The sequence below is a fragment of the Siccirubricoccus phaeus genome (assembly GCF_008360935.1).
In the GTDB taxonomy this organism is placed as follows: domain Bacteria; phylum Pseudomonadota; class Alphaproteobacteria; order Acetobacterales; family Acetobacteraceae; genus Siccirubricoccus; species Siccirubricoccus phaeus.
This window is the reverse complement of the sequence record NZ_SRXO01000043.1, coordinates 1-10,354: the sequence shown is the minus strand read 5'-3', so window position 1 is coordinate 10,354 and position 10,354 is coordinate 1. Positions and strand designations below refer to the sequence as shown.

Here is a 10,354-nt window from a genome sequence, read left to right as displayed (position 1 = left end):
GGCGTCGGCTCCGAAGAATGTCGCTGCGCGGCCCGCCTCCGGCGGGTCCTCCAAAGAATGAGGCTTTTCAATCGTCTTGGACGATTGCGCCTGTCGAGATTGACCGTTCCGGCGGCGAGGCCGGTATCCCATTTGCCGGGGGAGGAATCAGCCTCGGGGGGGCGAGGGTTTCAATCCGGCTTGGGGAGGGTGCGGGCGTAGCTCTCCAGCACGGCATTCATGACCGTCTGATAGCCCTTGCCTTGGGCCTTGTAGGCTTCCAGCACGGACCGCTTGACGCGCAGCGTCACCGGCTGCGTGCGGTCGGGCGAGGCGAGGCGGGCGTTCTTCCAAAAGCTCTCGTCGAGCTCGGGAATCTCGCTGTAGTCGATCTGGCTATCGCTGCGCGCCGCCAGTTCCTTCAGGCGCTTATCGGACATGCGCATGGTATCTGCTCCTTTCGTTCCGATTCGCGAGCCGGGCCGAGATCAGGCGGGTTTTGCCCTGCCGGTCGGTGTGCACGACCACCACGGCGACGACGCCACGGATCAGGCCAATGCTGACAACCCGCTCCTCGCCGTAATCGTTGCGCGTGTCCACTTGGGACAGCACCGGCCCCTCGAAAATCAGGCTCGCCTCTTCGAAGGAAATTCCGTGCCTTTCCAAATTCTTGGCGTTCTTGTTCGGGTCCCATTCGAAGATCATCGGAATAATGTTATAACAAATTGTATGTACAGGTCAAGGGAATATAACGTTTCCCGTTCTATCCCATCTGCCGGGAGAGGGGAGGGCCAGCCTCGGGGGGGCGAACCCTATCAGGGTCGATAGGTTGACGGGGGCGGGGCGGTCTCGGCCGCGAGCGCGGCGTTCGCCTGTTGCAGCGCCCCCACGGCCGCCGCGACGGTCTCGGGGTCCGCGCCAGCCTCAACCGCTTCCGCCCATGCTGCGGCGGCCTCTGCGACCGCGAGGGCCTTCACGGCCGCGAGCGGGGCAGTCCCGCCATTCGCCGCTGCGGCCTGCTGCACGCGCTCGCGCAGGGCGGGCAACATGGCCTGCATCTCGGCCGCCGTGCGGGTCTTCCTGCCTTCCGTCATCGTCCCGGCTCCTGCTGGTGCCGGGGATCATGGCGCGGTCCCGCCCCCTTGGCTGCCTCGCAGACAACGCCGCCGGTCGGCCGGAAAGGCGCGTCGCCGGGGCTGATCTGCTGATTATGGCAAGCGAAAAGGGGATTCTCGCCGTCCTGATCGCGGCCGGTCGTGCCTTTCCCGGCTCGCGTCGATCACAGCGACCGGCGGCCCCGCCAGCCCCTCCTAAGCCCCTGTTCCTTGGTCGGTCTGAAAAAAGCCCGTTCCTCGGCCCGGCCCTGCAAGGTCGAATCCCGGAGGATCGCAGGCCCTGTCAAAACGGCGCTAAAGCGCCGGGACCGGAGCCACGCGCAGGATGCGCCAGCATCCGAGCATGGCGAGGACCCGCTTTTGACAGGGCCGAGAACCGTAGGGACGCTGAATGCAGGTCGGGGCGCATGCCCGCCGCGCAGCGGCCAAACAAACAGGGTCGGCGCGTAGCGCCGTCCGCTTCCCTCTGCCCCCCCCCTTCGCCAGTTATCCGACTTATCCCGCGCCAACTACAGGAATCTATAGGTTCTATATTTTAACGGTTTGCGTACCAAAGTGCTCGTGCCCTTTCGTACCAAAGTGCTCGTGGATCGCGTACCAAAGTGCTCGTGGATAAGTGATTCTATACATTGGATTTGTGGATAACTCCCCCTCCGCCCTTGCCCCCGGCCGCGCGCTTCCGGCAGGGTGACGGGGAAGGGGAATCATGGCGCTTTCGGATCAAAGGAAATGGGCGGGCAAGGTGCGAGGCAAGCGCCGCACGGCCGGGACGTGGAAGCCGGTCGGTGAGATGCTGCCGGGCCTGTTCGATAAGATGGGCGCAGCCCGGCCCGGCCAGACCCTCACGCTCATCAAAACCCGCCTGATCGACACGGCCGGGCGCGTGGCCGAGGCCGAGGGCGATATTGCCTATCAGCATTCCATCCTGTGCCAGACCGCCCTCCCATACCGCGATCCCGGCCCGGCGATCCGGGATTGGGAGCGGCGGCAGGGAAGCGCCGCGCTCAAGATCAACGCAGGCGAAGCCATGGACCCCGAAACCGGGGAGTGGGTGAAGCTCGGCCTCCCGTGGGGACCAAAAGCCCGGCTGATCCTCATGCATCTGAACAGCGAGGCGATTCGCACGAAATCGCCCGTGGTGGACGTGGGCGACAGCCTGACCGATTTCGTCAACCGGATCGGGCTAACCACGGACGGACGGACAATCCGCACGATCAAGGATCAGGTCGGGGCGCTCTCCGCCGCGCTGATCCGCATGGCCTTCGTCGGCCCAAAGGGAGCGTACCAGATCGACGCCAAGGTGGTGAGCGGCTTCGACCTCTGGTTCCCCAAAGACGGGCGGCAGCGCGTCCTCTGGCCTTCGACGGTCCAACTTTCGGCCGACTATTTCGCCAGCCTGCAAGCGCATGCGGTGCCCCTCAATGAACAAGCGATTGCGGCGCTTTCCCACTCCGCTATGGCCCTCGACGTGTACGCATGGCTCGCGCAACGGCTCCACCGCATTCCTGCCCCCGGCCGCCAGTTGGTTCCTTGGCCCGTGGCGAAAGAGCAATTCGGGCCTGATTACAAAAGTCTGCGCAAATTTCGACAAGTCTTTATGACCGCCCTTAAGCAAGCCTGCATCGTCTACCCGGCCGCCAAGATCGACGTAACCGGCGCGGGCTTGTTTCTCTACGCCTCCGCCCCGCCAGTGCCGAAAACCCGGATCAGCCTAGGGGGTCCCTCTCGATGAACCCGGCGAACGACAACGGCGATTTCGACCTCTACAGCGCCCCCCCGCCGCTAAGTAAAACCGGCTCGAAAACGCTGATCCGCAGGAGCCGAATACTGGCGTTTTGAAGTCAAACCGGGCAGGCGAGCGAAAGCCGTTCGTTTCGATTTACCGGCGACTTGGCGAATACTGTAATTCCGTTTCCATAATGGGTATTATCGGACTTCAATTCCGAAACTATTGCACTTTCGCACCGCGCTCCGGCCCCGGCTGACCGAAAGCCCGGCGGTGCATCGCTTCCCAAAGGCGCGCTTCGTCACCGCTCATGTCCTCCGGTGACGCCCCCGGCCGCCAGCCGGACAGGGCCGCCCAGATCACATCGCCCGCCGCGTCTTGATCCGCGCCCGTGCTCTCATCGAACTGTTCCACCAAGGCCCATAGGCGCGCTTGCTCGGCCGGTGTCATCGGTCGCGCTCGCGCTCGTCATGATCCCGGCCGAAAAACCGCATGGGGCGAAGCTCGCGCCCCTCGCGCTGCCGCTTGCGGGTGTCGGCCTCGCGGCTGACGGTGCCGGGCCACTGGCGAACAGGCGCGGGCGCGGGGTCGGCAGGCGGGGGGGTCCATCCATCCGCCCGCATCTCGCGCCAAGTCCATGCCTGTTCGGCTTTTTCCGCCCGGCTTTTCGCGGGTAAGGTCCTGTCTTTCTTCATCGGTCGCGCTCCCATTCATCCCGGAACCGGCCGCGTGGCGGCGTGGTCGGCTTCGGCCTGTTGTTCTGCTCCTGTCGCCAGTCGCGGGCCTCGGGCTGCTTCTGCTGCTCGCCAGCCGGCGCGGCGTAGGTCCGCCAGTCCTTCGCCGGCGCCGGCGTGCCGGCGGGGCGATCCTTGGCATGTGCCACCCATTCCGGGCGCCGTGGCTGCTCGGGCTGCTTGTCGAAGGATCGTCGCAAGCTGTCCGGTGCGGCCTTCTGCGGCGCGGTCGCCCGTTGCCCCGCGGCCGTCTGTGCCCATGCCGCGGGCCTGTCGGCCGGGACGCTGCGCACCTCGCGCGAGGGCGGGACCGCCACGCCCTCCGGTGCCGGAGCGGGCGCGGGAACCGACACGCTGACGCGCTCGGTCGGGGCGGCGGGCGATTGCTTGGCTCCTGCCAAGTCTGCCGAACGGTCGAAGGCCGATTTCACGGCGGCTTTCTCCTGCTGCTGCACGCGGGCGGTTTGACCAGGTGACGGCCTGGCCTGGCTGTCGATCGAGCGCGGCCAGGTTGCCCGATCGAGGCGGCGGCCGTGGCGGAAATTCTGCCCGTCGCGGCGCGTCATCCGCTCGCGGCTGCGCTGCTGCGCGGCGGCGAGTAGGTCGCGCTCGGTATAGATCAACCGCCACCGCTCGCGGATCTGGCTGCGCTCGAGATCCTGCTTCACGATGAGTTCGGCCCGCTCGCGGTCATAGGCCGCGCGGACCTCGGCCAGCTTGCGGGCCTGCACCACCTTCGCCGCGTCAAACTTCGCCTGCAAAGCCGCGTCCTGCGTCGCCGCAAAAGCCGTCTTTTCCTGCTGCTGCCGTGTCGAGAACGCCGCCGCCCGCGCCTGACTGTTGAGCGTGTAGGCGAAGCACATGGACAGGAAACCCCGGTCCTCGGCCACGCCCCGGATTTGCTGGCTGCGCACCACGTCGATGGCGTTCCGCACGATGCCGGAAAGCCGCCTTTCCCGCTCGCGGAAGGCGCGGCGCTCGGCGGCCTGCATCTTCCCGAAATCGGACCATAGGGGCCGCGTCGCCTTGCGATGCTCGGCCGCGATGGCTTTGAAGTCGATCCGCTCCCGGAAAACCGCGTCGCGGCGGGCCTTGTTCGCGGCGGACAGGTCGCGCCATTCCTGCTTGTGGCGGACCTTCTGCGCGGCCTGCTGCTCGGCCAGCAGGGCGGCGCGGGATTTCGGGGCCGGGTTCGGTCGCCGATCCGGCGCGGGCGTCTTCGCGGATTCCGGGGCCTGTGGCGGCTTCTCCGGCTCCGGACGGGGGGAAGGGGCGGCCAATGGCTTCCGCGCCTGTGCGGGCTCGGCAAGCGGCTTTCCGGCCGTCTCAAAATCCCGCTCAAGGTCACGCTTCGCCGTGCGCTTAAAATGCCTCTCCCATTTGGCGTGCCGCTGCGGGCTGACGATTTCGCCCCGGTCACGCTCGTAGCGATAAGCCCACAAATCGAGCCGATCCGCGCTCTTGTTGAGAGACAGGCTTTTCCCCGTCTCCGGGTCGATCCGGTTGACGATAACATGCACATGCGGGTGTGCGGTGTCCCGGTGCGCGATGATCGCGGCTTGATGGCCTTCGGCCCCGATGACAGCGAGCGTTGCGTCAACCGCCGCCATCATCCCGGCGCGATCCGGGATTGTCTCGTTTTCGGGGTGCCATTGCAGCGAGTAGGCGAACACCGGTTCGCCCTTCGATTTCCGGCCCGCCGCGCTGCCCCCGGCCTCGCGCTTCAACTGTTCCGCGCGGCGGGCAGTGGCGATCATGACGCCCTGCACGGCGGCCGGATCGTCCACCACCAGATTGCGGACCTCCATCCACGCCACGCGCTCGGCCGTAGCGAGATGCGCGGCGGCCGGGTCCTGCCGCTTGTCGTGCAGGTAGTAGGCGAATGCGCCTTTGAAGCTGCGCCCGGTCCCGGCAATCTGGAAGTTCATTGCCGCCCCGCCAGCAAGGCAAGCAGCGTCCGAAGGTGATCGAGCGCCGCCTGAAGGTCGGCATGCTCCGGGCGGTCGGTGTGCATGGCGCGGGCGATCTGGTTCAGCAGATTCCCCACGCGGCTAAGCGCAACGATAAGGCGGTCCTCCGTCTCCGTGCGCCGGGGCTGGACCCGTAGGCCGAGAACCGCCCGGCGGGTGAATTCGGCCACGCTGATTCCGGCGGCGGCGGCCTGCGCTTCGACGTGATCGCGCTCGGCAAGGGTCAGCCGGACCGGGGGCAACTGCGCTTCCCGCCCCTCCCCCGGTGCCAGTTTCGGCCGCCCTGTCCGCCGCTTCTCCATCAACCCACCATTGAACGCCGTCGTAGCGCGGGGAGGTGTCGGAGGGCCGCGATAAGCCCTCTGACTGAACATTTTTGCATAGCAAAAAGACTGTTCACTACTCTGCTTTTCCATATACGATATCCGGACCCCGTTAAAGGGGCATTAACGCAACCGGAGATTTGCACCCGCGAAAGGCACCGCCCCCATGCCGTTCCAGTTCTCGAACCCGTCCGCCTATGCCTACAGCCCCGGCTCGCTATTCCTCGGCGTCAATGATGACGGCCGCGAAATCGGCATGAAAACCGAACGGCACGCTATCACGGTCGCAGGATCACGCACCGGGAAAGGCGCGGGCCTGATCGTGCCCAACCTGCTGCGATGGCCCCATTCCGCCCTCGTCGTCGACACCAAAGGCGACAACGCCGCCCTCACATGGAAAGCCCGGCGCGATATGGGGCAGGCCGTCTATGTCCTTGACCCATTCCGGGAAGCTGACGTCCCGGACATTCGCCGCGCCAGTTACAATCCGCTCGCCGATCTGGACCCCCGAAGCCCGACCATCCGGGAAGATATCACCGTGATCGCTGACGGCCTCGTGCTGCGGCACAAGGCGGAAGACGGCGAATGGTACGATGGCGGCGTTGCGATCCTCGCCGGGTTCATCGCCCATGCCCTGACGGCCTTCCCCCCCGAGCTCCACCGCCTCGCCATAATCCGCGACATGCTGAACGCCAGCGGCGACAATTGGGCCGTCCTGCTCGCCGGGATGGCAGAAAACCCGGCCTGCGGGGGGCTCGCCCAAACCGCCGCCGCCCTGCTGGCTGACGGCTCCAAATCCGCCCGCGAATTCCACGGCACCGCCCGCCGCTCCATCGACAAGTTCGGATCGGACGCCCTGCAGGCGTGCATGGCGGAATCCTCCTTCCGCCTGTCGGACCTCAAGGCGGGGCGCTGCACGGTCTTTCTCGTGCTGCCCTCGCGCTATGTCGAGGAACACGCCCGGTTCTTCCGCCTCTTCGTGCGGCTGGCGCTGAACGAAATGGAGAAGCCTACAGCCAATAAAAGCGGGCCGGATCGCTTCAAAGGAACGCCATGCCTGTTCATTCTTGATGAATTTTTCAGCCTCGGCAAAATCGACGCCGTACAAAAGGCGGCAGGCCGGATGGCTGGAAATGGCGTTCATCTGTGGCCGTTTGTCCAAGACCTCGGGCAATTGACAACGCTCTACGGCCAAGCGGGCATGGAAACCTTCTTCGGCAACTCTGACGCCCGGATTTTCTTCGGGAACACGGACCCGCTGACCCTTACCAATATTTCCGGATGGCTGGACAGGATCACGCCGGAGGAAATCGCCTCCGCCCCCCCGGAAATCCCGCCCTTCCACGTCTGGCGCGACCGCCAAGGCTTGCGCGGCATGATCTGGAACGATCAGGAAGCCCGCGACGCCTACCAAGCGGCCATGGAGAACGACCGCGCCCGGCACGGCCACGCCATGGGCATGTCCGGCCGCGCCCGCCTTTCGCCCCCCGAAATCGCCGCCCTCGTCGCCAAAAAGCCCGGCGATCTCGTCGCCCGCTCCATGATCGTCTTCGGTCCCGGCAATGACGTGCTCAACCTGCGGCTCGCCCCCTACTTCCTGCCACCGCCTAAAACCTTGCAAGACGGCGAGGAATATCCCGGACAAGCCACAGATGCCGCTTACGCCGATCTGGCGAACGCCGCGCCGCTGCGAGCTTACCTCCGACGAGAAAGAGCGCGAGCGCGGGACAACCTCATTATGCGCGCGGAATCCGCCCCGCTCTGGCAATGGGTCACATGGCTGGCCGGGACGCCCATCGGAGCGTGGGCATGGTGGGAAATTCTCCGGACCCCAAACGGCGAGCCCGCGCCGTTCCTATTCTGGTTCATCTCTTCCATTATTTTCGCTATGATGTTTTGCCCCGTCACCATACCGCTTACAAACGATACCCGGCGCACACACGCGCTTAACCGCATGCGAGCGAAATACGGCCTGCCCCCCGTGGAAAGCGCCGCAAAATCTAGGGGATAACTCCGGCCCCCCCACGTTGACACTCGCTGACGCTGGCATTGCCGGTTACAATGACATGGCATTGTGACCGGCAGTTGACAGGGAGCGAGATGGCAGTTGAACGCATGGGATTGAAAGAAGCCGGGGAACTGCTCGGCATCACGCGCAACGCCGTCAAGGCCCGCATCGCGGCCGGGAAACTGCGGGGCGAGCGGGGCAACCTCGACAACAAATGGTGGGTGTTCCTAGACCCGGAAACCATCGCCAACGACAAGCCCAAAGGTGGCAATGACACTTCAACTGCCGGTTACAATGACACTGGCAATGACATTGAAAAATCAGCACTTCTTGACGCCCTGACAGCCCATATTGACACCCTGAAAGCGGACCTCGCGGACGCGCGGGCGGAAATCACCCGGCTCCGGCCTCGGGCGGAAGCCGTCGACAAGCTGCAAGCCGAGCTCGATGGGCTGCGCGAGCGACATGCCGACAAGGCGGCGGAGCTGGACCGGCTGCAAAAGCTGGTTGAGGCGGCCGGGGAGGAACGCCGGGCGCTCGTGGCCGACTTCCTCGCCAAGCTCAACACCCCCCCGCCGAAACCGCCCGCCGCGCCGCCTCCGGCGACCGCTGAGCGGCTTTCGTGGCTGTCCCGGTGGTGGGGTAGCCGGAAAGGCTAAAGGCCCCTGTACGGGCTTCCTAGGTGGGTTTGCGGGCGTGCTCGGAATCAGGAAAGTTGAATGGCCCAGTGCGGCTGAATAGCCCAAGCGGGCTGAAACGACCACGCCGGAATAAAGCTCCATGCCGGGACAAAAGCCCATCTATTGAATTCATTGCTCAAAGACATGCAGATTTTCTATTACGAATCGCACCGTTTTGTCAAATCTCGCCCGGTTCTATGGTGACCGTGATCTTCCGCACCGTCTCGCCCTGCGGATGTTCAGGCGGCGCGGGGTTCCATTTCAGCCACGTCGCATGCGCCGCCTCCGGCGTCCCGCGCAGCGTGCCCCACGCGAGATTTCCGGCCCGGTCCACCACCCCGAAGCCGCGATAGACCCGCTTCCCGAACCGCCCGGCCGGGCGGGGGAAGGGCTGGGGGGACCCCGGCGCGGCCTCCGCCGAGGGCGGAATGGTCACGCCGAGGCCCGTTGTTATGGTCGGCCGCCCGTCCATCAGTAGGGGATATCCGCGCCGTCTTCCGCGTCGCTCTCCTTCCGGTCGCGCGGCAGGATCACGACCTCGCCCGAAATCGAAACCCCATCGGGCAAAGTGAAGCTGATCCCGGTTCCGTCCTTGATCGGGTAGGCGGTCGCAATCGAGACAAGCGTCGTGCGCTGCTTGCGGTCCTTCCCGACATAGGTCTTGGGCTTCAATACGTTGAATAGCTGTTTATCGTCAGACATTTATTGCAAATCTCCTTCTGGTTTTGGAAAAAAATGGTCTATATTCTGGTTCAACAAAGATAAAACTTCTTCAAAATCAAGATGCAGCGCTTCCATAACCGCCAAAAACTCAACCGCCGAATGATCGCCGATTTCTGACGGCGACATCCGGTTAAATCTTTCGTGGAATATGACGTAATTCCGCGCCTCGAACCGCGACGCCTCGATTTCTTCTTTCTTCTGTTCATCGGTATAAAATCGCATGCTTGCCTCTTGGCAAGTATTACACAACCAAAGCGGTAAACATCCGATTAATTCTATCTGATCCGCCGTTTATTGTACGGCCGTACTCGCTCCGGCAAGGGGTGGGTCCTCGCCATGCTCGGATGCTGGCGCATCCTGCGCGTGGCTCCGGTCCCGGCTGCGCCGCCCTTGCCTTCCGCTGCGGCGCGGCCGTGCGGGGAGGGCGTCGGCTCCGAAGAATGTCGCTGCGCGGCCCGCCTCCGGCGGGTCCTCCAAAGAATGAGGCTTTTCAATCGTCTTGGACGATTGCGCCTGTCGAGATTGACCGTTCCGGCGGCGAGGCCGGTATCCCATTTGCCGGGGGAGGAATCAGCCTCGGGGGGGCGAGGGTTTCAATCCGGCTTGGGGAGGGTGCGGGCGTAGCTCTCCAGCACGGCATTCATGACCGTCTGATAGCCCTTGCCTTGGGCCTTGTAGGCTTCCAGCACGGACCGCTTGACGCGCAGCGTCACCGGCTGCGTGCGGTCGGGCGAGGCGAGGCGGGCGTTCTTCCAAAAGCTCTCGTCGAGCTCGGGAATCTCGCTGTAGTCGATCTGGCTATCGCTGCGCGCCGCCAGTTCCTTCAGGCGCTTATCGGACATGCGCATGGTATCTGCTCCTTTCGTTCCGATTCGCGAGCCGGGCCGAGATCAGGCGGGTTTTGCCCTGCCGGTCGGTGTGCACGACCACCACGGCGACGACGCCACGGATCAGGCCAATGCTGACAACCCGCTCCTCGCCGTAATCGTTGCGCGTGTCCACTTGGGACAGCACCGGCCCCTCGAAAATCAGGCTCGCCTCTTCGAAGGAAATTCCGTGCCTTTCCAAATTCTTGGCGTTCTTGTTCGGGTCCCAT

The 10,354-nt window shown here is 64.6% G+C and carries 14 protein-coding genes; 3 read left to right on the top strand and 11 right to left on the bottom strand.

Annotated elements, in window-relative coordinates; all coding sequences use genetic code 11:
* Window positions 1-170: 170 nt before the first annotated feature.
* The 3 genes from E5N76_RS29095 to E5N76_RS29085 form a co-directional block, all read right to left on the bottom strand.
* A complete protein-coding gene (locus tag E5N76_RS29095) occupies window positions 171-425 on the bottom strand; it encodes a BrnA antitoxin family protein (RefSeq protein WP_149541475.1) in 255 nt (84 codons plus the stop codon).
* A complete protein-coding gene (locus tag E5N76_RS29090) occupies window positions 409-684 on the bottom strand; it encodes a BrnT family toxin (protein WP_149541486.1) in 276 nt (91 codons plus the stop codon). The genes E5N76_RS29095 and E5N76_RS29090 overlap by 17 nt, the downstream gene beginning before the upstream one ends.
* A 110-nt stretch (window positions 685-794) precedes the next feature.
* Window positions 795-1,073 (bottom strand): hypothetical protein, encoded by a 279-nt coding sequence (locus tag E5N76_RS29085; protein ID WP_149541485.1) that lies wholly within the window; start codon window positions 1,071-1,073, stop codon window positions 795-797.
* Window positions 1,074-1,800: 727 nt separating this feature from the next.
* Here E5N76_RS29085 and E5N76_RS29080 point away from each other — a divergent pair.
* Complete coding sequence (locus E5N76_RS29080) at window positions 1,801-2,826, top strand: replication protein RepA (protein ID WP_149541484.1); 1,026 nt, start codon at window positions 1,801-1,803, stop codon at window positions 2,824-2,826.
* A 440-nt stretch (window positions 2,827-3,266) separates the two neighbouring features.
* Here the strand turns inward: E5N76_RS29080 and E5N76_RS29075 are convergent, their stop codons facing one another.
* Genes E5N76_RS29075 through E5N76_RS29065 form a run of 3 tightly spaced genes read right to left on the bottom strand, consistent with a single transcriptional unit; the run spans window position 3,267 to window position 5,826 of the window.
* Window positions 3,267-3,515: a hypothetical protein gene (locus tag E5N76_RS29075; protein WP_149541483.1), complete on the bottom strand. Its 249-nt coding sequence runs from the start codon at window positions 3,513-3,515 to the stop codon at window positions 3,267-3,269.
* Window positions 3,512-5,482, bottom strand: coding sequence for a relaxase/mobilization nuclease domain-containing protein (locus E5N76_RS29070; protein ID WP_149541482.1), 1,971 nt, complete (start codon window positions 5,480-5,482; stop codon window positions 3,512-3,514). The genes E5N76_RS29075 and E5N76_RS29070 overlap by 4 nt, the downstream gene beginning before the upstream one ends.
* Window positions 5,479-5,826: a plasmid mobilization protein gene (locus tag E5N76_RS29065; protein ID WP_149541481.1), complete on the bottom strand. Its 348-nt coding sequence runs from the start codon at window positions 5,824-5,826 to the stop codon at window positions 5,479-5,481. Before E5N76_RS29065 ends, E5N76_RS29070 begins: the two co-directional genes overlap by 4 nt.
* A gap of 187 nt (window positions 5,827-6,013) precedes the next feature.
* Between E5N76_RS29065 and E5N76_RS29060 the strand changes: the two genes are divergently transcribed.
* Both E5N76_RS29060 and E5N76_RS29055 read left to right on the top strand, forming a co-directional pair.
* Complete coding sequence (locus E5N76_RS29060) at window positions 6,014-7,858, top strand: type IV secretory system conjugative DNA transfer family protein (RefSeq protein ID WP_149541480.1); 1,845 nt, start codon at window positions 6,014-6,016, stop codon at window positions 7,856-7,858.
* An 89-nt stretch (window positions 7,859-7,947) separates the two neighbouring features.
* A complete protein-coding gene (locus E5N76_RS29055; RefSeq protein ID WP_149541479.1) occupies window positions 7,948-8,514 on the top strand; it encodes a hypothetical protein in 567 nt (188 codons plus the stop codon).
* A 199-nt stretch (window positions 8,515-8,713) separates the two neighbouring features.
* Here E5N76_RS29055 and E5N76_RS29050 read toward each other — a convergent pair whose 3' ends face one another.
* The 5 genes from E5N76_RS29050 to E5N76_RS29030 all read right to left on the bottom strand — a co-directional run.
* Complete coding sequence (locus E5N76_RS29050; RefSeq protein WP_149541478.1) at window positions 8,714-9,007, bottom strand: hypothetical protein; 294 nt, start codon at window positions 9,005-9,007, stop codon at window positions 8,714-8,716.
* Window positions 9,007-9,237, bottom strand: a complete 231-nt coding sequence (locus tag E5N76_RS29045) for a hypothetical protein (protein WP_149541477.1) — start codon at window positions 9,235-9,237, stop codon at window positions 9,007-9,009. Before E5N76_RS29045 ends, E5N76_RS29050 begins: the two co-directional genes overlap by 1 nt.
* Window positions 9,238-9,480: a hypothetical protein gene (locus tag E5N76_RS29040; protein WP_149541476.1), complete on the bottom strand. Its 243-nt coding sequence runs from the start codon at window positions 9,478-9,480 to the stop codon at window positions 9,238-9,240. It lies immediately after the preceding gene.
* A 371-nt stretch (window positions 9,481-9,851) separates the two neighbouring features.
* Entirely contained in the window at window positions 9,852-10,106 is a 255-nt protein-coding gene (locus E5N76_RS29035; RefSeq protein ID WP_149541475.1) for a BrnA antitoxin family protein, read from the bottom strand.
* The coding region (locus E5N76_RS29030) for a BrnT family toxin (RefSeq protein ID WP_149541474.1) at window positions 10,090-10,354 on the bottom strand (265 nt) is incomplete at its 5' end. The genes E5N76_RS29030 and E5N76_RS29035, both read right to left, overlap by 17 nt.

What these genes read in the sequence shown, in the direction of transcription:
- E5N76_RS29065 (WP_149541481.1), bottom strand. Translation starts at nt 5,826, where the DNA reads ATGGAGAAGCGGCGGACAGGGCGGCCGAAACTGGCACCGGGGGAGGGG.
- E5N76_RS29070 (WP_149541482.1), bottom strand. Translation starts at nt 5,482, where the DNA reads ATGAACTTCCAGATTGCCGGGACCGGGCGCAGCTTCAAAGGCGCATTC.
- E5N76_RS29095 (WP_149541475.1), bottom strand. Translation starts at nt 425, where the DNA reads ATGCGCATGTCCGATAAGCGCCTGAAGGAACTGGCGGCGCGCAGCGAT.
- E5N76_RS29080 (WP_149541484.1), top strand. Translation starts at nt 1,801, where the DNA reads ATGGCGCTTTCGGATCAAAGGAAATGGGCGGGCAAGGTGCGAGGCAAG.
- E5N76_RS29040 (WP_149541476.1), bottom strand. Translation starts at nt 9,480, where the DNA reads ATGCGATTTTATACCGATGAACAGAAGAAAGAAGAAATCGAGGCGTCG.
- E5N76_RS29050 (WP_149541478.1), bottom strand. Translation starts at nt 9,007, where the DNA reads ATGGACGGGCGGCCGACCATAACAACGGGCCTCGGCGTGACCATTCCG.
- E5N76_RS29090 (WP_149541486.1), bottom strand. Translation starts at nt 684, where the DNA reads ATGATCTTCGAATGGGACCCGAACAAGAACGCCAAGAATTTGGAAAGG.
- E5N76_RS29085 (WP_149541485.1), bottom strand. Translation starts at nt 1,073, where the DNA reads ATGACGGAAGGCAGGAAGACCCGCACGGCGGCCGAGATGCAGGCCATG.
- E5N76_RS29045 (WP_149541477.1), bottom strand. Translation starts at nt 9,237, where the DNA reads ATGTCTGACGATAAACAGCTATTCAACGTATTGAAGCCCAAGACCTAT.
- E5N76_RS29035 (WP_149541475.1), bottom strand. Translation starts at nt 10,106, where the DNA reads ATGCGCATGTCCGATAAGCGCCTGAAGGAACTGGCGGCGCGCAGCGAT.
- E5N76_RS29060 (WP_149541480.1), top strand. Translation starts at nt 6,014, where the DNA reads ATGCCGTTCCAGTTCTCGAACCCGTCCGCCTATGCCTACAGCCCCGGC.
- E5N76_RS29075 (WP_149541483.1), bottom strand. Translation starts at nt 3,515, where the DNA reads ATGAAGAAAGACAGGACCTTACCCGCGAAAAGCCGGGCGGAAAAAGCC.
- E5N76_RS29055 (WP_149541479.1), top strand. Translation starts at nt 7,948, where the DNA reads ATGGCAGTTGAACGCATGGGATTGAAAGAAGCCGGGGAACTGCTCGGC.